This is a genomic window from Streptomyces sp. NPDC018693, assembly GCF_044391385.1.
Classification (GTDB): domain Bacteria; phylum Actinomycetota; class Actinomycetes; order Streptomycetales; family Streptomycetaceae; genus Streptomyces.
The window spans coordinates 1-20,277 of sequence record NZ_JBIRZZ010000002.1; the positions used below are offsets into that span (position 1 = coordinate 1).

13 protein-coding genes are annotated in these 20,277 nt (G+C 72.8%); 7 read left to right on the top strand and 6 right to left on the bottom strand.

Going from position 1 to position 20,277, the window contains the following annotated elements; genetic code table 11:
• Positions 1–495: 495 nt before the first annotated feature.
• Positions 496–1,056: a MarR family winged helix-turn-helix transcriptional regulator gene (locus tag ACH5AC_RS04200; RefSeq protein WP_398860085.1), complete on the bottom strand. Its 561-nt coding sequence runs from the start codon at positions 1,054–1,056 to the stop codon at positions 496–498.
• A 157-nt stretch (positions 1,057–1,213) separates the two neighbouring features.
• Here ACH5AC_RS04200 and ACH5AC_RS04205 point away from each other — a divergent pair, with 157 nt between their 5' ends.
• Positions 1,214–2,473 carry an MFS transporter gene (locus tag ACH5AC_RS04205; protein ID WP_398860086.1) on the top strand — a complete coding sequence of 420 codons (1,260 nt, stop codon included), beginning with the start codon at positions 1,214–1,216 and terminating at the stop codon, positions 2,471–2,473.
• Between the two features lie 6 nt (positions 2,474–2,479).
• On the opposite strand, the gene ACH5AC_RS04210 is transcribed toward ACH5AC_RS04205, so the two are convergent.
• From ACH5AC_RS04210 to ACH5AC_RS04220, 3 genes are all read right to left on the bottom strand, one after another.
• Positions 2,480–3,292, bottom strand: a complete 813-nt coding sequence (locus ACH5AC_RS04210) for a class I SAM-dependent methyltransferase (protein ID WP_398860087.1) — start codon at positions 3,290–3,292, stop codon at positions 2,480–2,482.
• Positions 3,293–3,325: 33 nt separating this feature from the next.
• A complete protein-coding gene (locus tag ACH5AC_RS04215) occupies positions 3,326–4,969 on the bottom strand; it encodes a SpoIIE family protein phosphatase (RefSeq protein WP_398860088.1) in 1,644 nt (547 codons plus the stop codon).
• Positions 4,970–5,222: 253 nt separating this feature from the next.
• Complete coding sequence (locus ACH5AC_RS04220) at positions 5,223–6,617, bottom strand: NAD(P)/FAD-dependent oxidoreductase (protein ID WP_398860089.1); 1,395 nt, start codon at positions 6,615–6,617, stop codon at positions 5,223–5,225.
• Positions 6,618–6,997: 380 nt separating this feature from the next.
• On the opposite strand from ACH5AC_RS04220, the gene ACH5AC_RS04225 reads away from it, so the two are divergent.
• Both ACH5AC_RS04225 and ACH5AC_RS04230 read left to right on the top strand, forming a co-directional pair.
• The gene (locus ACH5AC_RS04225; protein ID WP_398860090.1) at positions 6,998–7,741 is read left to right on the top strand and encodes a TetR/AcrR family transcriptional regulator; all 744 of its coding nucleotides are present in this window, start codon (positions 6,998–7,000) and stop codon (positions 7,739–7,741) included.
• Positions 7,742–8,064: 323 nt separating this feature from the next.
• Positions 8,065–10,020, top strand: a complete 1,956-nt coding sequence (locus ACH5AC_RS04230; protein ID WP_398860091.1) for a sigma-70 family RNA polymerase sigma factor — start codon at positions 8,065–8,067, stop codon at positions 10,018–10,020.
• 483 nt (positions 10,021–10,503) lie between these two features.
• Here the strand turns inward: ACH5AC_RS04230 and ACH5AC_RS04235 are convergent, their stop codons facing one another.
• Positions 10,504–12,651 (bottom strand): asparagine synthase-related protein, encoded by a 2,148-nt coding sequence (locus ACH5AC_RS04235; RefSeq protein WP_398860092.1) that lies wholly within the window; start codon positions 12,649–12,651, stop codon positions 10,504–10,506.
• A gap of 705 nt (positions 12,652–13,356) precedes the next feature.
• Here ACH5AC_RS04235 and ACH5AC_RS04240 point away from each other — a divergent pair.
• From ACH5AC_RS04240 to ACH5AC_RS04255, 4 genes are all read left to right on the top strand, one after another.
• Positions 13,357–14,781 carry an MFS transporter gene (locus ACH5AC_RS04240; RefSeq protein WP_398860093.1) on the top strand — a complete coding sequence of 475 codons (1,425 nt, stop codon included), beginning with the start codon at positions 13,357–13,359 and terminating at the stop codon, positions 14,779–14,781.
• A 74-nt stretch (positions 14,782–14,855) separates the two neighbouring features.
• On the top strand, positions 14,856–16,097 hold the full coding sequence (lhgO, locus tag ACH5AC_RS04245) for an L-2-hydroxyglutarate oxidase (RefSeq protein WP_398860094.1): 1,242 nt from the start codon (positions 14,856–14,858) through the stop codon (positions 16,095–16,097).
• 657 nt (positions 16,098–16,754) lie between these two features.
• Positions 16,755–17,585 (top strand): tRNA (guanosine(46)-N7)-methyltransferase TrmB, encoded by an 831-nt coding sequence (trmB, locus tag ACH5AC_RS04250; protein ID WP_398860096.1) that lies wholly within the window; start codon positions 16,755–16,757, stop codon positions 17,583–17,585.
• Positions 17,542–18,984 (top strand): PrsW family intramembrane metalloprotease, encoded by a 1,443-nt coding sequence (locus ACH5AC_RS04255; protein ID WP_398860097.1) that lies wholly within the window; start codon positions 17,542–17,544, stop codon positions 18,982–18,984. The genes trmB and ACH5AC_RS04255 overlap by 44 nt, the downstream gene beginning before the upstream one ends.
• Before the next feature lie 230 nt (positions 18,985–19,214).
• Here ACH5AC_RS04255 and ACH5AC_RS04260 read toward each other — a convergent pair whose 3' ends face one another.
• Positions 19,215–20,273: a M23 family metallopeptidase gene (locus ACH5AC_RS04260; RefSeq protein ID WP_398860098.1), complete on the bottom strand. Its 1,059-nt coding sequence runs from the start codon at positions 20,271–20,273 to the stop codon at positions 19,215–19,217.
• Between the last annotated feature and the right edge of the window lie 4 nt (positions 20,274–20,277).

Below are 20,277 nucleotides of genomic sequence, written 5' to 3' on the forward strand. Positions count from 1 at the left end.
GGCGTTGACTTTTGGCACGCTGTTGAGTTCTCAAGGAACGGACGCTTCCTTCGTACTCACCCTCTCGGGCTTTCCTCCGGGCGCTTCCCTTCGGTCTTGCGTTTCCGACTCTATCAGATCCTTTTCCGATCCGATTTCCTCGGTGCTTTCCGGGCTTCCGCTTTGTTTTCGCGGTTTCCCTTCCGGCGGTTCCGACTCTATCAGATCCTCTCGGCGTCTGATTCCCAGTCAGGGGGGTTTGCCTTCCCGGCTGTTGGGCCGTTCCGACGTCTCAAACCTTAGCGGATCCGCCCCGGCAAGTCCTAATCGGGCTGCCGGACCCGGTTGAATTGAATTCGGGCATGCCGAAATCAATCCCATCGGGAGATCCTGCTGGTGTTTTGAGGTGCCGCTCAGGCGGCGGAGTTGCTGCCGGAGAACCGTTACGGCTCCGCGGCAACCCGAAGAACTCTACGGATCAGGGAGAGGCGTGTCAAGCCTCGCCTGTCAAGATCTTTAATCCAGGTCGCTGAGGCGTCCGCCGGCGTCCGGCTGGGCGTGCTCCACCCGGCGCAGGAGCCTGGTGAGGACCTCACCGAGGGTGGTGCGCTCGTCCGGGGAGAGGTCCTGGAGGAGGTCCTCCTCGAAGACCGAGGCGAGGCGCATGGCCTCCAGCCACTTCTCGCGGCCCTCGGGGGTCAGCTCGACGATGACGCGAACGCGGTTGGTCTCGTCGCGTTCCCGGGTCACCAGTCCCTCCGCGACCATCCGGTCGATCCGGTGGGTCATCGCGGCCGGTGTGAGGCCGAGGCGCTTGGCGAGGTCGCTGGGGCCCATGCGGTAGGGGGCGCCGGACAGCACGAGGGCCTTGAGGACCTCCCAGTCGGCGCTGCTGATGCCGAGGGCGGCGGTCTGGCGGCCGTAGGCGACGTTCATACGGCGGTTGAGGCGGGACAGGGCCGAGACGATCTTCTCGACCTGGGGGTCCAGGTCCCGGAATTCGCGCTGGTAGGCGGCGATCTGCTCTTCGAGTGTCGGTTCGCTGCCGATGCCGATGCCGTCGGGGGTGTCGCCCATGGGCGCCAGTATCGCATGGGGTCGTTGGCGTTGAAGTCCTTCAGTGTGTACAGTTTAGCTTCGAAATTTAGCTTTGAAGTCTTCGGTCCTAAGGTCTTGGCGCCGGGGCTTCCCAGACCTGAGAGAGGTGAACGTGACCAGGGCAAGGGGCGCAGCGATGCGCCGGATACACGTGGGCAACGCACTCAGCGCGTTCGGGCTCGGCTTCACCGTCCCCTACCTGTACGTCTATGTGGCGCAGGTGCGGGGCCTGGGTGCCGTGACGGCGGGGCTGGTCCTCGCCGTGTTCGCTGTGGCCGCGCTGATCGTGCTGCCGTTCGCCGGTCGGGCGATCGTGCGGCGCGGCCCGCTTCTGGTGCTGCTCGCCGCCCTGGTCACCGCCGCGCTGGGTGCGCTGAGCCTGGGGCTGGCCGGCAACGCCACCGCCGTACTGGCCGCCGCGGTCGCGCTGGGCGCCGGGCAGGCCGTGATGCAGCCGGCGCTCGCGACGCTGATCGTGGAGTGCTCGTCGTCGGAGACGCGGTCGCGGGCGTTCGCGATGCAGTTCTTCCTGCAGAACCTCGGACTCGGGATCGGTGGGCTCATCGGTGGGCATCTGGTGGACACCAGCCGGGTGTCGTCCTTCACGCTGCTCTTCGCGATCGAGGCGGCGATGTTCCTGCTGCTGGTCTTGGTGATGGCGACGGTGCGGATGCCGCGCGCGCCGCGGGTCGGGGACGCGCCGCGGTCGGCGAAGGGGAGCTGGAGGCAGTTGCTCGGCAATCGGGCCATGGTGCAGCTGTGTGTGCTGGGTTTCGTGCTGTTCTTCGCCTGCTACGGGCAGTTCGAGTCGGGGCTGAGTGCGTACGGGGTCGAGGCCGCCGGGATCTCGACGTCGGCGCTGGGGACGGCACTGGCCGCCAACACCGCGGTGATCGTCGTGGCGCAGTTCCTGGTGCTGAGGTTCGTCGAGCGGCGCAGGCGGTCGCGGGTGATCGCCGCGGTCGGGCTGATCTGGGCCGTGGCGTGGGCCGTGGCCGGGTACGCGGGGCTGGGGCAGGGCAGCCAGGCGATGGCGACGGCCGCGTTCGTGTCGACGTACGCGCTGTTCGGGCTGGGCGAGGCGATGCTGTCGCCGACCGTCGCGCCGTTGGTGGCCGATCTGGCGCCGGAGGGGCTGGCGGGGCAGTACAACTCGGCCTTCGCCCTGGTGAAGCAGTTGGCGCTGGCGGTGGGGCCGGCGGTGGGCGGGCCGATGGGGGCCTCGCTGCACGTGCCGTACATCGTCACGTTTGTGCTGTTCTCGCTCGGCATCACGGTGCTGGCGCTGCGGATGGGGCGGCAGCTGACCGCCGTACAGGATCATCCGTGGCGGGCCCGGCAGCGGGTCGTCGCGCGGGGTGGTGCGGTGGTGGAGCCGGTGGCCGCGACGTCCTGACGGTGATCAGCGGGTCGCTGTCGCGAGGAGGGCCGTGAAGGGGATGCCTGCTGTGCCGTCGGGTTCGCGGTAGTCGGCCAGGCGGTCGTTGAGGGCGTTGGCGGCGCGGGTCAGGGTGTCGGGGCCGGCCGTGGTGATCGACTGGGTCCAGGGCACCGAGGTCATCTGGCCGGGGATCCACTCGGTGAGCGGGGGTGTGCGGACCTCGCGGGTGATCTGGCGGACGGTGATGTCGTCGAGTCCGGCTCGGGTGAGGGCCTGGGTGAGGCGGTCGGTGTCGCAGGAGAAGGCGGCGGTGAAGGTTTCCGTGTCCTGCGGGCTGCCGTACTCCTTGATCACTTCGTGCTGGGCGGCGAAGTACGGGGAGCGGTCCGGGGCGGCCCAGACGGTGAGTGCGAGTCGGCCCCCCGGGCGCAGGACGCGGGCGGTCTCGGCGACGGCGGCGTCCAGGTCGGGGAAGAACTGGGCGCCCTGGTTGCAGATCACGGCGTCGAAGGACGCGTCCTCGTAGGGGAGGGCGTCGGCGGGCGCCTGGGTGAACTCGATGTCGGGGTAGAGGCGGGGTGCCCTGGCCGCGGCCAGCTTGAGCATGGCCTCGTTGATGTCGGCGGCCGCGACATGGCCGGTCGGCCCGGCCAGGGCGGCCGCCGCGCGGGCGACGAAGCCGGTGCCGCAGGCCAGGTCGAGGACATGGGTGCCCGGGGACAGGTCGACGGCGTCGAGCGCGGTGTCGATGAAGGGTTTCATCATCGGCGCGATGTACTGCTCGTAGCGTTCGGGAGCGTTGCCCTGGAGCTGGAAGCCGCTGTTGTGCTGCATGGGATTGCTCCTAGCACTCATCCCGGGGTCCGCCTAGGTGGCGCGTGGGAGTGCGAACTCGCACCACACCGCTTTTCCGCCACCCGGGGTGCGCCGTGCGCCCCAGTGGGCGGCGATGGTCGCGACGATGGCGATGCCCCGGCCCGATTCGTCGCCGGGCTCCGCCTGACGTCGCCTCGGGAGGTGGTCGTCACCGTCGGTGACCTCGATGATCAGGCGGCGGTCGGTGCGGCGCAACCGCAGGCGCATGGGCGGGGTGCCGTGCTGGAGGGAGTTGGCGACGAGTTCGCTGGCGGCGAGGACGCCCAGGTCGTGCAGGTCGGCGGGGAAGCGCCAGCTGGTCAGGACGCCGGAGGCGAAGGCACGCGCGCGGGGGGCGGCCTCGATGCCGCCGAGCAGTTCCAGGGCGGCGTTGCGGAAGAGTTCGCTGTCGGTGCCGGAGCGGGCGGGCTGCTGGAGGACGAGGACGGCGACGTCGTCGTCGTGGTCGGCGGTGACGCCGGCGGAGCGGACGAGGCGGTCGCAGATGACCTGGGGGGTGCCGGTGGCGCCGGCGAGGGCGCCTTCCAGGGCGGCGATGCCCTCGTCGAGGTCCTCGTTGCGCCGTTCCACGAGGCCGTCGGTGTAGAGGACGGCGGTGGAGCCGGGGCCGAGGGGGATCGAGCCGGAGGCGTGCATCCAGTCGCCGGTGCCGAGGGGTGGGCCGGTGGGTTCGTCGGCACGCTGGACGGTGCCGTGCTCGTCGCGGACGAGGATGGGCAGATGGCCGGCGGAGGCGTACACCAGCCGTCCCTCGTTGGGGTCGTGGACGGCGTAGACGCAGGTGGCGATCTGGTTGGCGTCGATCTCGGCGGCGAGGCCGTCGAGGAGCTGGAGGACCTCGTGCGGGGGGAGGTCGAGGCGGGCGTAGGCGCGGACGGCGGTGCGGAGCTGGCCCATGACGGCCGCGGCGCGGACGCCGCGGCCCATGACGTCGCCGATGACGAGGGCGGTGCGGCCGCCGCCGAGGGTGATGACGTCGTACCAGTCGCCGCCGACGGCGGCTTCCGTGCCGCCGGGGTGGTAGGTGGCGGCGATGCGCAGGTCGTCCGGTTCTTCGAGTTCCTGGGGGAGGAGGGAGCGCTGGAGGGTGACGGCGGTTTCGCGCTGGCGGCGTTCGCTGGCGCGCAGGCGTTCGGCGGCCTCGGCGTGGTCGGTGACGTCGGTGGCGAAGACCAGGACGGCGCCGTCGCCGTCGCCTTCGACGGGGGTGCAGGTGAACGTGTAGGAGCGGCCGTCGGGGGCTTTGCGGGACTTCAGTGTGCGGGGTTTGCCGCTGCGCAGGGCCTGGTCGAGGAGGGGCATCAGGCCCAGGTCACGCAGTTCGGGGAGGGCCTCGGCGGCGGGTTCGCCGGGTGGGCGCAGGCCGAAGGCGGCCTCGTACGCCTCGTTGACGTAGGCGAGGCGGTGGTCGGGGCCGTGTACCAGGGCGACGAGGGCCGGGACGCGGTCGAGGACCTCGCGGACGGGGAGTTCGTCGAGGGCGGGGACGGGGGGCGCTTCGTCGGTGAGTTGTTCGGCGCGGGCGGCGGGGACGGAGCCTTCGCTCCGCCGGTCGGGGGTGACCGGGTGCTCGGCCCGCGCGGCGGCGCGGCGCTGTGTTCCGGGGAGCCGGGCGCTCCAGCGCGTGAAGTTCACGAATCCTTGCCTCGTGTAGTCGTGGTCGGCCGGCTCCGGGAGCGGCCTGGGTTCCGGGGCCGCGGGGCGGTGGCCGCGGCACCCGGGTAATGCAGCACTTGGGAACAGCCTGGTGGGTCGCGGGGGCGGGTGGTGGCCCGTGGGGCTCGGGGAGCGGTGGTGTGCGGTGGTGGGCAGTCTGGCAGTGTGGCCGTCCGGGCCGACAATCGTCAGACGCCGGGGCGGTCGGTGGAGTTCCTGGTTCGGGTGAGGTCTACCCCTTCGGGTCGTTCCCGGTCGTGTCGTCGTTGTCCTTCCGGTTGTGAGAAGGCTTTCCACCGGCGGCCAGTTCGAACTCCGCGCGGGGGTGTTCGAGTGAACCGAGGGAGACGATCTCTCGCTTGAAGAGCCCTGACAGGGTCCATTCGGCCAGCACGCGGGCCTTGCGGTTGACGGTTGGCACGCGGCTGAGGTGGTAGGCGCGGTGCATGAACCAGGCGGGGTAGCCCTTGAGCCGTCGTCCGTAGATGTGGGCGACGCCCTTGTGGAGGCCGAGGGAGGCGACGGAGCCGGCGTGGTGGTGGGCGTACGGCTTGAGGGGTTGGCCGCGCAGGGAGCGGGCGATGTTGTCGCCGAGGAGTTTGGCCTGGCGGACGGCGTGCTGGGCGTTGGGGGCGGTGTCGCGGCCGGGTTCGGCGGCGGTGACGTCGGGGACGGCGGCGGCGTCACCGGCGGCCCACGCGCGCGTGGTGCCCTCGATGGTGAGTTCGGGGGTGCATGTGAGGCGGCCGCGGTCGGTGAGCGGCAGGTCGGTGGCGGCGAGCAGGGGGTGCGGTCGGACGCCGGCGGTCCATACGACCGTGCGGGTGGGGAAGCGGGAGCCGTCGCTGAGGGCGGCGACGCGGTCGGCGCAGGATTCCAGGCGGGTGTTCAGGCGTACGTCGATGTTGCGGCGGCGCAGTTCGCTGACGGTGTAGCGGCCGAGGTCGGTGCCGACCTCGGGGAGGATGCGGTCGGTGGCCTCGACGAGGATCCACTTCATGTCCTCGGGTCGGACGTTGTGGTAGTGGCGGGCGGCGTAGCGGGCCATGTCCTCGAGTTCGCCGAGGGCCTCCACTCCGGCGTATCCGCCGCCGACGAAGACGAAGGTGAGGGCGGCGTCGCGGATCGCGGGGTCGCGGGTGGAGGAGGCGATGTCCATCTGCTCGATGACGTGGTTGCGCAGGCCGATGGCCTCCTCGACGGTCTTGAAGCCGATGGCGTGCTCGGCGAGTCCGGGGATGGGGAGCGTGCGGGCGACGGAGCCGGGGGCGAGGACGAGTTCGTCGTACGGCAGGTGCGCGGGGCCGGTGCCCTCCTCTTCGGTGGCGAGGGTGGTGAGGGTCGCGGTGCGCTTGGCGTGGTCGATGGCGGTGACCTCGCCGATGACGACCCGGCAGTGCGGCAGGACGCGGCGCAGGGGGACGACGACGTGCCGGGGGGAAAGGGAGCCGGCGGCCGCTTCGGGCAGGAATGGCTGGTACGTCATGTAGGGGTCGGGGGTGACGACCGTGATCTCGATTTCTCCACGACTCAGTTCACTTTTCAACTTCCTCTGGAGTCGCAGGGCCGTGTACATCCCCACGTAGCCGCCACCGACAACGAGAATGCGCGCACGTTCCTTCACCATCCCATGACGCACCCGGCGCCGTTGTTTGTCCACAGCCCCAGCAGTTTGTGTGACTGCGGGCCGGGCGCGGCGGGGGTTGGCCGAAATGGCGGCGTGCGGGGTCGGCCCGCAGGTCAGAAGGTATGCTCCGGGGCCGCGGGAAGGGGTGCAATCGGGGCGTATACGACCCGTACTCCGATCGGGGGGCGCTCCGTGCGGAACCTGCCCCTTCTGAATTGACTCCCTCTCAACTATGTTCGTGTCGACGGGGTGTAGGGGGAGACGCGCTTCGGATCCGCAGACGGGCGGAGCCGGGGAGCGCGAGCCCGGTTCCACGCGCCCCGGCATTCGATGGCGGGGAGAGTCTCCGGGGGGAGACGTCATTAACCGGGGGAAAACTCATGCACATTCAGGATTCTCATTGGTCATCCGCGTCCGCTCTCGCCTCCGGCGGGACGATGAGCGCGGCCATGGGCAACGGACGGGAGGCATCACGGACGACACCGCTGCGCGTGGACGCGCAGCGCAATCTGGAACATGTCCTGCGGGCGGCACGTGAAGTGTTCGGCGAACTCGGGTACGGCGCGCCGATGGAGGACGTGGCCCGGCGCGCCCGGGTCGGGGTCGGCACGGTCTACCGGCGCTTCCCCAGCAAGGACGTCCTGGTGCGGCGGATAGCCGAGGAGGAGACCTCGCGGCTGACCGACCAGGCGCGGGCGGCGCTGGGTCAGGAGGACGAGCCGTGGTCGGCGCTGTCGCGCTTCCTGCGCACGTCCGTGGCCTCCGGCGCCGGGCGGCTGCTGCCGCCGCAGGTGCTGCGGGTCGGGGTCGCGGAGGAAACCGCCGACGAGGCGGCGCGGGTGCCGCAGCAGCGCGCCCAGCCGAGCGGCGGCGAACTGCGGCTGGTCCAGGAGGGCGGCGCACCGGACGACGCCGGGGCGTCGGCGCTGCTCGATGTCGTGGGCCAACTCGTGGAGCGGGCCCGGGCGGCAGGCGAGCTGCGGCCGGACGTGTCGGTCTCGGACGTCCTGCTGGTGATCGCGACGGCGGCGCCCTCGCTGCCGGACGCGGCCCAGCAGGCGGCGGCCTCGGCGCGACTGCTGGACATCCTGCTGGAGGGTCTGCGGTCGCGGCCGGTGGGCTGAAGGCGGTCCGTCCTGTGTCCTCGGGGCGGTCCGGGTGCTGTGAGGCGACGGTGCGGGCGAGGCGGGGTGGGATCCCTCTCGCCTCGCCCCACCGGTCGGAAATCAGCCAGGGGAGCATGGCCGACATATCGGGCAAGGCGCTCAACTCCTGCCCAGGGTCCCTCAGTTGAACCTTCCCCGTTCGAGTGAGACCTGGTACGGCACCATGACAAGTCCGCTCGGACGAGTGGACGGCCGGTACAGCAGGGCTCTGGCCGAAAGACCATGTGGCACCCTGACCCGGTGGTCGGGACCGGTTGGGCAGGCGGCGGGGGCTTTGCGCGATGAGCGTTGACGGGCGTGACGAGTCACTCGGTGACGGCGAAGCCGACTCCGGCGGCCTGACCTCACCCCAGGTGCCGAGCCAGGGCGGCCGGGCGGTCGGCCCGAGTGGCAGGAGCGTGCCGGCGCAGCGGGAGTGGCACGGGGGCGGTGTCCTGCCGCCGCCCCGGGAGCGGCCGCCGTCCGACGCCGACCTGATCGGCCGCATGCGCTCCGGCGACGACACGGCCTACGAGGATCTGTACCGGCGCCACGCCGACGCCGTACGCCGCTACGCGCGCACCTGCTGCCGGGACGCCCACACCGCCGACGACCTCACCGCCGAGGTCTTCGCCCGCATGCTCCAGGCGGTGCGCGGCGGCTCCGGCCCCGAACACGCCGTCCGCGCCTACCTGCTCACCTCCGTGCGGCGCGTCGCCGCGAACTGGACCCGGTCCGCCAGGCGGGAACAACTCGTCGACGACTTCGCGGTGTTCGCCGCGCAGGCCGTCGCCGCCTCCTCAAAGGTTGCCGACGGCGAACCGCTGGAGCTCGGCGCCGATGTGCGCGCCCTGCACGCGGCAGAGCAGTCCATGGCCATGCGGGCCTTCCGCTCACTGCCGGAGCGCTGGCAGGCCGTGCTGTGGCACACCGAGGTCGAGGACGAGTCGCCCAGCGAGGTCGCGATGCTCTTCGGCCTCGACGCCAACGGCACGCGCGTGCTCGCCAGCCGCGCCCGCGAGGGCCTCAGGCAGGCATACCTCCAGGCCCACGTCAGTACCAGCCTCACCGGCGACGACGAGTGCGCCCGCTACGCCGACCAGCTCGGCACCTACGCCCGCCGCCGGCTGCGCGTGCGCGCCGAGCGGGGTCTGCGCAAGCACCTGGAGGAGTGCGCCCGCTGCCGGCTCGCCGCCGCGCAGATCGAAGAGGTCGCCGGCAGCATCCCCGCCGTCGTACCGGTCGCGGTCATCGGCTGGTTCGGGGCCGCCGGGTACGCCAAGGCGCTCGGGCTCGTCGCCGGTGGGGCCGGCGCCGGGGCGGCGGGCGCCGCGGGTGCGGCCGCCGCGGCCGGCGGTGGCTCCTCCGGCGGGGCGAGCACCGGCGGGGTCGCGCTCTCGCAGGGGCTGGGCGCGCCCGTGAAGGCGGGCATCGCGGCCGGTGTGGTCGCGGTGGCGGCGGCGGCCGTGGCGATCTCGGTGGTCGGCGACGACAGACCGGTGCCGAAGCCCGTGGCCGAGCCGCCCGCCTCCGCGCCGGTCGTCGCGCCCGAGCCGGCGCCCCCGACGCCCACACCGACCCCGTCGAGGCGGGAGATCGAGCCGGTGGCGCAAGCGGCCCCCCGGCACACAACGACGTCCACCCCGACTCCCACCCCGACTCCCACTCCGACTCCCACTCCGACTCCCACTCCGACGCCGACACCGGCTCCGAGACCCGAGCTCACGCCCTCCCCCACACCGTCGCCGACCCCGGCGCCCGAGCCTTCGCCCACTCCGCCCCCCAACCCCACCCCGAAGCCCACGCCCGCGCCCGCGCCACCTCCGGCCGTCTACGAACTCGGCGAGCTGTCCTTCGACGCCACCGGTGACGGCAGCGGACCCGAGATCCGGCTCGCCGGGAGCAGCTGGGTCTGGCAGCGCCACGGGCTGTACATCGCCGACAAGCAGTACGCGCGCGGGGTGACCGTCCGCGGCGACTCCTCCGTCACCGTCGACCTCAATCGCGCGTGCGGGTCCTTTGACGCGCTGGTCGGCGTCGACGACCTCACCCTGAAACTCGGCAAGATGTACTTCTCCGTCTACGCCGACGGGGTGCGGCTGTGGCGCTCCGGCCTGATCAAGGGCGGCGACCCGGCGGTGCCGGTCCATGTGGACCTCTCCGGCCGCAGGACCGTACGGCTGGTCGTCGAACCGCACAGCCACTTCGACTGGGCGGCCCTCGGGGACTGGGCGGAGTCGAAGTTCACCTGCGGCTAGATCAGCTCGCCCGGAGGCCACCGGAGGGTGGTTCGCGGGCGGGGTCGGGTGGGCCGGCAGGGCCTTCGCGAGGTCGCGCCGGACGTCCTCGGTGGTGAGTGCGGCGCGCCGGGCCGACTCGGTCGGGTCCCAGGGCGGTGCGGGCGGTGGCGGAGGTGCGTTCGGCACTGGCCTGTTCCGGGCCGGGGAGCGGCGGGCCGCCGCGCAGCCGCTCCCCGGCCGCCAGCAGCCGGGCGGCACGCGGGAAGTCGCCGAGCCGGTCCAGCAGGTCGTCGCGCCGTCCACGAGCGCCGCGACGACCGACTCCGCGCACCCGGCGGCGAGCGCCCGGCGCAGGGCGTGGGCACCGCCTCGGACGATGCGCGTGCCCATGGCTGGGGCGACTGGAAGCGCTCGGGACCGTCCCCACCCAAGGGGCTCGGGGAACTGCGCGACCAGCCACGACACACCCGCAGCCGGGAGAACACGGAACCCTCGGACGGCTCATCCCCCAGAAGACAACGCCGTCCGCATCGGCGCTATCCCCGCCGGTACCGCCCGCGCGCGGGCCGGTGTGCCGGTCCAGCAGGTGCCGCGGCGGGAGAGGAGGCGGCCGAGCCAGAGTTCGAGGGAGACCAGGTCGGCGAGGCCGTCCAGGGGGAGGGGTTCGCCGGAGGCCGCGCCGCGCAGGGCCTTGCGGACGACGCGGGCCTCGACGAGGCCGGCCTGGGCGAGGAGCGGGGTGTCGAAGAGGCCCAGGAGGGGGTCCGCGGACAGGCGGAGCCCCGCGCGCGCGGCGGCTGTCGCGGAGCCGCCGGAGGGTGCGCCCCAGCCGGGCGGGAGGTCGGCGACTCCGGAGCCCTTGAGGACGGTGCGCAGGATGGCCGCGCGGGCCCCCGGCTGCACGCGCAGGGTCTCGGGCAGGGCCCGGCAGGCGCGCACGACCTGGTTGTCGAGGAACGGCGCGTGCAGGCGCTGGAAACGGACCTCGGCGGCCTGTTCGAGGATGCGCAGGTCGGTGGCGTGGCGGGCGAGCGCCGCACGCGCGCGATAGTCGCCGGGCCGCTGCCCGGGCCCGACGCCGGCCCCCGAGTGCGTCGCCGCGCTCTGCAGACGAACCGATACTTCAGCGAGCGCCTCCCCGGTCAGCCAGCGGGCCGCCGGCCCCGGTCCGGCCCAGGTCAGCGCGGCCAGGGACGCTCCGACCGCGCCTCCGGGGTCGTCGAAGCGGCGGTCGAGCAGCCGCTCGGCGAGGCTCTCCACGCCCGTCCGGTACGGGGTACGGGCAAGCCTGCGGGCCGCGCCGTACACGCGCGCGGGGACGAGCACCGAGCCGTCCGCCTTGGTCAGCGCGGCGACGGGCCGCACCAGGTGGCGGCGCTTGCGGTCCATCAGGAGGTCGGCCAGGCGCGCCGGGTGCGCGTCGAGGACCTGGCGGGCGCCGTGCCCGGTGAAGTGGTCGGCGCTGCCCGCGGCGAGGCGCGCGCGATGGCGGGCGGCCGTCACGAGGCTCGGCCCGGGTTCGTCGGTCAACGGGCCGTCCAGGTCGGCGTACGGCAGGGTCTCCTCGCCGCCGGTCACCACCACGTGGTGCAGGCGGGGGTTGGCCGCGAGGGTGCCCGCCCGCTCCAGTTCGGCCTCCTGGCCGCCGACTGCCAGGTCGTTGAAGGTGACGGCGAGGAGGCGCTCACCGGCGCCCGTGCCGTGCCCCAGGACCGTGCCCGGCATGCCCGGCAGGCCGGCCGCCAGCAGCGCCAGGGTGCCCGAGGCGGGCCCGCCGGAGAGGTCGGCGCCGATGCCCGGTACCGGCATGCCGCGCGCGGCCCGTCTGTCGGCGGGGCCCATGCCCGGCACCGGGCCGGGGTCCATGTCGGCACCGGGTACATGGCGGGGCGCGGACAGACGCGCGCGTACCGCCTCGACGAGGGCGTCCCGTACGCCGTCGACCGCCAGGTCGGGGTCGGCCGGGGCTGCCGCCACGGCGAGGGACGCGACGGGTTCGTACCCGGCGATCTCCCGTGCCCCGGCGCGCAGGATCAGCGCATGCCCCGGCGGAATGCGTCGCACGCCGTCGTACGGGGTGGAGCCGTGGAGGGCCGCCGGTACGTCGGGGGCGGCCAGCAGGGCGGCGAGGTGGACGTAGTCGAGGTTGGCCTCGATGAGGTCGGCGAGGGGCAGCGCGGCGGTCGCGTACGCCGTACCGCCCGACCAGGGGGTGTAGAACACCGGCCGTGCGCCCGCGAGGTCGCCGCAGACGGTGATCCGGCGGCCGACCTGGACGACCGCCGTATAGCTGCCGGACCAGGCGGTCAGATGGCGCAGTGCGCCCCCGCGCGCGGCGAGCAGTCCGACGCGCAGCTGTTCGTCGGAGGCGCCGCACAGGCCGAGGACCGCCATGCGGGCCTGCGCGTCGGCGCGCACCACGCGCACCTCGTCGGGGCGCCAGTCGCCGACCGCCCACAGCGGGTCGGGGTCGCCCCACAGGAGGTGGGAGCCGACGGGGTGGAGGGTCTCGCCGTCGGGTCCGACGGCCCCGCCCCGCTCGTCGTAGACCCCGTAGACCCCGTGGCCGTCGTGGCCGCCGGGACCACCGAATCCGCCGTAGCCGGCACGGCCGTCGGCGGTGCTGCTCCATCCCACCAACCACCGCATCGCCGCCTCCACGGGCTGTGGACAACCAGTGCACCGTACGAACGGTTCACCATGCTGCCACGAAGAACGCCCCGTGGAGGGCAGGCGGGACGGCTTGTGATCCGGGGAGCGCGCCCGCGCGAAAGCGTGCACGCCGGGTCGGGCGCCCGCGCACGCCCCCGCCGCCGCGACGCGAATGCGCCCCCGATACGCTCCCTCAAAACGCCCTGCGCGCCCTCGATTTCCATGGTGGGAGGCGTGATGCCCCGTGGAACGCAGGGTCGATTTTCGGCCAAATCCCGTACTCACGAACAGCTTTGAACGACCGTCAGGCCGCATATGCACACGCTCCGTGCACACCGGAGCGCCACTTCTCGATGCGCCGGTCCGGGAGACGGGGCACGCCTCCCGGACCGTTCCGCCGCCCGCGGGGATTGAGGCGGCGGTGTCCCCCAGCCCACTGGATCCAGTACAGCGGGCCGACCCACGCACGGCTCATGGAATCGCTCCCCCGGTGGCCGGAGAAGAGCGCACGCACGGGCGCACGGCCACACAGTGGGAGCACGCCGCGACGCACCGTACTGGAGGCCGCACTTCAGTACGGACCACAATCCCGCCAACCGGAAGAATGCCCCTTAACGCTTGGGATGCGGCGAACTACGCTGGGTTTACGAATGCCGCGTGGTTATGCCAGCGCGGCAGCCGTCTGTGTCGAGGGGTGGCGCAATGTCCAGGGAGCAACGCGGGCCGAACGAAAAGCTCGGCGCCGTTCTCGCCCTCGCGGGAATCAGCAACGCCGGACTCGCACGACGCGTCAACGACCTTGGCGCGCAACGCGGGTTGACACTTCGCTACGACAAGACCTCGGTGGCGCGCTGGGTGTCGAAGGGCATGGTGCCACAGGGTGCCGCGCCACACCTCATCGCGGCCGCGATCGGCCAGAAGCTCGGCCGCCCGGTGCCCCTGCACGAGATCGGTCTGGCGGACGCGGATCCCGCGCCCGAAGTGGGCCTCGCCTTCCCCCGGGACGTCGGGCAGGCGGTGAAGTCGGCGACCGAGCTGTACCGGCTCGATCTGGCCGGGCGCCGTGCCGGCTCCGGCGGCATCTGGCAGTCGCTGGCCGGATCGTTCGCAGTAAGCGCATACGCAACGCCTGCCTCGCGGTGGCTGATAACCCCGGCCGACACTTCGGTGGCGCGTGAGGCGAACCCCGCGGAGGGTTCCGGCGCACCGATCAAAGTCGGCCACAGCGATGTGCGCAAGCTGCGGGAGGCCGCCGAGGACGCCAGGCGCTGGGACTCCAAGTACGGAGGCGGCGACTGGCGTTCGTCCATGGTGCCGGAGTGTCTGCGGGTGGAGGCGGCGCCGCTGCTCCTCGGCTCCTACTCCGACGAGGTCGGACGCGCCCTGTTCGGCGCCAGTGCGGAACTGACCCGGCTGGCCGGGTGGATGGCCTTCGACACCGGCCAGCAGGAGGCCGCCCAGCGGTACTACATCCAGGCGCTGCGCCTCGCGCGCGCGGCGGCTGACGTACCGCTCGGGGGCTATGTGCTGGCGTCCATGTCGCTGCAGGCCACGTACCGCGGCTTCGGCGACGAGGGCGTCGACCTGGCGCAGGCCGCGCTGGAGCGCAACCGCGGGCTGGCCACGGCCCGGACCATGAGCTTTTTCCGGCTCGTCGAGGCGCGGGCACACGCGCGTGCGGGCGACGCGCAGGCGGCGGGGTCGGCGCTGAAGGCCGCGGAGGGGTGGCTGGAGCGGGCGCGTGACGGGGACCACGACCCTTCGTGGCTCGGCTTCTACTCCTACGACCGGTTCGCCGCGGACGCGGCCGAGTGCTACCGCGACCTGAAGGCGCCGCGTCAGGTGCGGAGATTCACCGAGCAGGCGCTGTCCCGGCCGACGGAGGAGTTCGTACGGTCGCACGGGCTGCGGCTGGTCGTCTCGGCGGTGGCCGAACTGGAGTCGGGGAACCTCGACGCGGCGTGCGAGCAGGGAGTGCGGGCCGTGGAGGTGGCCGGCCGGATCTCCTCCGCCCGGACGACGGAGTATGTGAAGGATCTGCTGCACCGGCTGGAGCCGTACGGGGACGAGCCGCGGGTGGTGGAGCTGCGGGAGCGGGCACGGCCCTTACTGATGGCGCCGGCCTAGAGACCTCCGGCCTGGAGCCCTCGGACATCCGCCCGGTACCCGCACCAGCGTTTGAAGGCATTGTCAGTGGCGCAGTGCACTATCGAAGGCGGGAGGTGGTGCCGGTGTCGGCGGGGTTCGCTTACGACTGTGATGTGCTCGTGATCGGCGGGGGGATCGTCGGGCTGTCGACCGCGTTCGCGATCACCCGGGCCGCGCCCGGGACCCGCGTCACCGTGCTGGAGAAGGAGCCGGGCCCCGCCCGGCACCAGACCGGGCGGAACAGCGGGGTGATCCACAGCGGGATCTACTACCGGCCGGGCTCGCTGAAGGCGCGGTACGCGGTGCGGGGCGCCGCCGAGATGATCAAGTTCTGCGCGGAGTACGACATCCCGCACGCCGTCACCGGAAAGCTGATCGTCGCGACCGAGCGGGCCGAGCTGCCCCGGCTGCACGCGCTCGTGCAGCGCGGCCGGGAGAACGGCATACCGGTGCGGGAGCTGGGCGCCGCCCAGATCGCCGAGTACGAACCGGAGGTGCGCGGGCTCGCGGCCATCCAGGTGCGGACGACCGGCATCTGCGACTTCGGCGCGGTCGCCCGGCGACTCGGCGAGGCGTCCGGGGCGGACATCCGGTACGGCGCCCAGGTGGTGCGGATCGACCGGCGCGCCGACCTGGGGGTCGCCGTCCGGACGGCGCGGGGTGACGTCGTGCGCGGGCGTGTGCTGGTGAACTGCGCCGGACTGTACTGCGACGAGATCGCCCGGCTGACCGGCGACGACCCGGAGGTGCGCATCGTGCCGTTCCGGGGCGAGTACTACGAGCTGACGCGGCCCGGGCTGGTGCGGGGGCTGGTGTATCCGGTGCCCGACCCGGCGTTCCCGTTCCTCGGGGTGCATCTGACCCGAGGGATCGACGGAGAGGTGCACGTCGGCCCCAACGCGGTGCCGGCCCTGGCCCGCGAGGGGTACGGATGGGGTGTCGTACGGCCCCGCGAGATCGCGACGACCGTCGCCTGGCCCGGCGTGTGGCGGATGGGGCGCCGCCACTGGCGGTACGGGGCCGGTGAGCTGCGGCGGTCGGTGTCGAAGCCGGCATTCGTGGCGGCGGTCCGCAGGATGCTGCCCGGCGTGCAGGAAGACGACCTGGTGCGGGCGGGAGCCGGCGTGCGCGCCCAGGCGGTGCTCCGCGACGGCGGCCTGGTGGACGACTTCCTGATACGGGAGGGCGAGCGGACAGTACACGTACTGAACGCCCCCTCACCGGCGGCCACGGCGTCCCTTCCCATCGGCCGGGAGGTGGCGAGGCGGGCGCTGGGCGTGCTGGGGAGTTCCTGAGGGCGCCGCGCATCCCCGGCCTGCTGGATGTGGCGGGGCGATGGAGACCCCGTACGACTGCAGCTGCCGGTCGGCAGCCAGGCGGCGGAGGCAGGGAGCCCGGCCAGCGGGGAGAAGCGGTTGCCGTCTCGATCGGCGGCGTGCCGCGGCGGAGCAGCGGGAGCAGGGCGGCCCATCCGCGTGCCAGCTCGCCGTCGCCCGCAGGGGCAGCACCGAGGGCCTCCCGCCGCCGGCACCGGGATCCCGGCCGGGGCCTGCTCGCCGGCGGCCCGGGTGACGGCCAGTCCCAAGGCGGCCGCCGCGCCCGGCGCCGATATCCGGCCCCGTTCCCGCCGCCCGGCCCGTACGAGGAGCAGCGCGGCCCCCGCCAGCAGGGGCAGCCGTGCCACCAGCGCCAGCTCCGGCCTGGGGCCGGGGGATGCGGGCGGGGGATGGAAGGCAGGCGCCGGAGGGCAAGCCAGGGGCCGGAAGCCGGAGACCGGAGCGCGGAAGCCGGAAGGCAAACCAGAGGCCGGAAGCCGGAGACCGGGGCGCGGAAGCCGGAAGGCAAACCAGAGGCCGGAGGGCAAGCAGGGGCCGGAGGGCAGGGCAAGGTCGGGGGCCCGAGGCCGAGGGGCGGCTGGGTTGTCAGGGGCTGGCCGTAAAATTGGCTGCACTGTGTCTGACTTCCTGAATTCCGCCGAGGCGTCTCAGTCCGTCCCCGATGATCGGCGGCACCTTCCTGGTGCCGCCGTGCGGCATGTCCGGGCCAAGGGGGAGCCCCGGTTTCCCCAGGGGCCGAAGGCTGATCCCGCCGGGTCGCACTTCGAGCGGCGGATCCGGAGCTTTCAGCCGCGGCGCAGCCGGGTGACGGCCGGGCAGGCCGATGCCCTGCAGCGGCTGTGGTCCACGTGGGGGCTGGACATCGACGGACGGCGGGTCATCGACCTCGCCGAGCTGTTCGGGAACGACCGGCCGGTGGTCCTGGAGATCGGGTTCGGCATGGGCGAGGCCACCGCGCAGATGGCCGCCGCCGACCCGGACACCAACATCCTCGCCGTGGACGTGCACACGCCGGGGCAGGGCAATCTGCTCAACCTGGCCGAGCAGGGCGGGATGAGCAATGTGCGCGTCGCGAACGGGGACGCGATCATCCTGCTGCGTGAGATGCTCGCCCCCGACTCCCTCGACGGGCTGCGCGTCTACTTCCCCGACCCCTGGCCCAAGAAGCGTCATCACAAGCGGCGGCTGATCCAGCCGGAGTTCCTCACGCTCGCCGCGAGCCGGATGAAGCCGGGGGCGATCGTGCACTGCGCGACCGACTGGGAGCCGTACGCCGAGCAGATGCTCGAGGTGCTCACCGCCCATCCCGACTTCGACAACACCCAAGCCGACGGCGGGTTCGCGCCCCGGCCCGGCTTCCGGCCGCTGACCCGTTTCGAGGGGCAGGGCCTGGACAAGGGTCATGTCGTGCGCGACCTGCTCTTCCGTCGCGCAGCGCACCGCTGACCGATCCCCCGCTCCGCCTCGGGCACCATCGCGGGCGGGACCGAGCCTCGTTAGGGTCGATGCCGTGGCCATCAGTCCGACGTACCCGCCCTACCCGCCGCACCCGACCCACCCGCACGGCCCCGCCGGCCAGGGTGAGCTGCGGCACGCGCACTGGTGGCAGCGCACCTGGGTGCGGTACGGCGCGCTCATCACCCTGCTCGCCCTGTCCGGGCTGGTCATCCTGGCGCTGGTGCGTGAAGAGACCGGCACCGAGGGCTTCCTGGTCGGTCTGGGGCTCGCGGTGCTGCCGGTGCCGCTGCTGCTGGCCGCCTTCCGCTGGCTGGACCGGGTGGAGCCGGGCCCATGGCGGAATCTGGTCTTCGCCTTCGCCTGGGGTGCCTGCGCGGCCGCCCTCATAGCGATCATCGCCAACAGCTTCGCCACCCGCTGGATAGCCACGGCGACCGCCGATCCCACCAGCGCGGACACCCTCGGCGCGACCGTCATAGCCCCCGTCGTCGAGGAGTCGGCGAAGGCGGCCGCCGTGCTGCTGCTCTTCCTCTTCCGCAGGCGCGACTTCACGGGGATCGTCGACGGGGTCGTCATAGCGGGGGTGACCGCGACCGGGTTCGCGTTCACGGAGAACATCCTCTACCTCGGCACCGCCTTCGGCACCGACCAGCTCACCGGCGACAGCGGCATCGCCTCCGTCACGGCCGCCACCTTCTTCGTGCGCGTCATCATGTCCCCCTTCGCGCACCCCCTGTTCACCGTCCTCACCGGCATCGGCTTCGGCATCGCCGCGCTGTCCGGGGAGCGGCAGCGGGTGCGGCGGGTGCTGCTGCCGCTGTCCGGGCTGCTGCTCGCGATGGGCATGCACGCGCTGTGGAACGGGTCCACGACCTTCGGCGAGTTCGGCTTCTTCGCGGTCTACGGCGCCTTCATGGTGCCCGCGTTCGCGGTGCTGACCTGGCTGGTGGTGTGGACGCGGCAGCGGGAGCTCGCCACCGTGCGGGCGGAGTTGCCGGCGTACGGCCTCGCCGGGTGGCTGACGCCGGAGGAGCCCGTCGCGCTCGGGTCCATGCGCGCGCGGAAGCTGGCTCGTGAGCATGCCAAGCGGCACCTGGGGAAGCCCGCAGCACGGGCCGTCGCCGAGTACGAGGCGTACGCGACCTCGCTGGCGTTTCTGCGGCATCGCGGGCGGCGGGGGCGGGCGGGGGCCGACTTCGTCGTACGCGAGCGGGAGTTGCTGCAGGAGCTGTGGCGGCGGCGGGAGGTGGCGCGGCCGGCGTTGGGGTATGCGGCGCGGATAGTCGCCCCGGTGCGGGTGCCTGCGGCGCACTGGCCTGCGGCGGCTTGGCCGGGCTACGGGTATCCGGCGGTGCCGTATCCCGAGTACAACCCGTATCGGATGTGAGCGGGAGGGGTTGCGGAGGATGTGCCACCGCCGGGCTGCGGGGTTGTGGCTGATCGCCGTTGCGGCGGAAGGTGACTCTGTCGCGACCACGAGTCGTCAGGTATCAGCTCAACGCCCGCTCAGGACACGCCCATTCCACAGACCCCGCGAACAACGCACAAAAGACCGGCAGCCCTGACGTCGGGGGGGGGTGCCGTCGGGGCTGCCGGGGGTTCGTGAAGAGCCGTGGCTCAGACGCTCAGGCCCTTGCTGCGCAGCCAGGCCGCCGGGTCGATGCCGCTGGCCTGGCCGTCGGGGTGGACCTCCATGTGCAGGTGCGCACCGGTGACGTTGCCGGTCGCGCCGACGCGCCCGATCACATCGCCGGTGGCCACCTTCTGCCCCACGCTCACGCTGATCGACGACTGGTGGGCGTACCAGACCTCGGTGCCGTCGTCGAGGGTGAGGACGGTCTTGTAGCCGTAGGACCCGTCCCACCCGGCGAAGGTGATGGTGCCGCTGTGGACGGCCTTGAGGAGCGTGCCGGTGGGCGCCGCGAAGTCGAGGCCGGTGTGGTAGCCGGAGGACCAGTAGGCGCCGGCCTGGCCGAAGGTCGAGGTGATCGTGTACGAGGAGGTCGGCAGCGTGTACTGCTTGGCGAGCTCGGCGAGGCGTGCCTCCTCGGCCTTGCGCGCGGCTTCCTCCTCGGCCTTCTTCTTGGCGGCCTCGGCGGCGGCCTTGGCCTCCTGCTCGGCCTTGGCGGCGGCTTCGGCCTCCGCCTTGGCGACCGCTGCCTCGGCGGCGGCCTGGGCCCGGGTCTCGACCTGGGTCTGCTGCGACTCGGCCTGCGCGATGATCCGGTTGCGCAGCGCCTCGCCGGCGTCGGAGGCGCCCTGGTCGCTGTCGTCGGAGGCGGCAGCGGCGACGGCGCCGAAGGTGCTGAGCGCGGGCCCGGCGTCGACCTCGGTGTCGTCGGAGCCGCCGTCGTCGTCGGAGATCAGCGAGCCGACGCCCGGCAGGTCGGGCAGGGAGATGGAGACCGGCGGCTTGCCGGTGTTGGCGCTGGCCATGCCGCCCGCGCTGACGGCGGCTATGACGCCGACGCCGAGGACGGTGGAGCTGCGGGCGAATCCGCCGCCGCGCTGCTTGGCGACGCGGTGCCTGCCGCGTACCGGACGAATGGACTCCGCGGTGGGGTTCCATTCCTCCCAGGGGCCCTCGTCGGTGCGGTAGCTGCCGTAGCCGAAGGTCTCGGTGGGAGGCTGGCTCGGCGCGATGGGGGCTTCTGGGGCAGGCCGGTTGGACGCCACGCGG

Bases quoted from the DNA above. Each gene is read 5' to 3' on its own strand.
- ACH5AC_RS04220 (WP_398860089.1), bottom strand. From the start codon at position 6,617: ATGGTGAAGGAACGTGCGCGCATTCTCGTTGTCGGTGGCGGCTACGTG.
- ACH5AC_RS04230 (WP_398860091.1), top strand. From the start codon at position 8,065: ATGAGCGTTGACGGGCGTGACGAGTCACTCGGTGACGGCGAAGCCGAC.
- ACH5AC_RS04255 (WP_398860097.1), top strand. From the start codon at position 17,542: ATGTCGTGCGCGACCTGCTCTTCCGTCGCGCAGCGCACCGCTGACCGA.
- ACH5AC_RS04235 (WP_398860092.1), bottom strand. From the start codon at position 12,651: ATGCGGTGGTTGGTGGGATGGAGCAGCACCGCCGACGGCCGTGCCGGC.
- ACH5AC_RS04240 (WP_398860093.1), top strand. From the start codon at position 13,357: ATGTCCAGGGAGCAACGCGGGCCGAACGAAAAGCTCGGCGCCGTTCTC.
- ACH5AC_RS04205 (WP_398860086.1), top strand. From the start codon at position 1,214: ATGCGCCGGATACACGTGGGCAACGCACTCAGCGCGTTCGGGCTCGGC.
- ACH5AC_RS04225 (WP_398860090.1), top strand. From the start codon at position 6,998: ATGCACATTCAGGATTCTCATTGGTCATCCGCGTCCGCTCTCGCCTCC.
- ACH5AC_RS04200 (WP_398860085.1), bottom strand. From the start codon at position 1,056: ATGGGCGACACCCCCGACGGCATCGGCATCGGCAGCGAACCGACACTC.
- ACH5AC_RS04210 (WP_398860087.1), bottom strand. From the start codon at position 3,292: ATGCAGCACAACAGCGGCTTCCAGCTCCAGGGCAACGCTCCCGAACGC.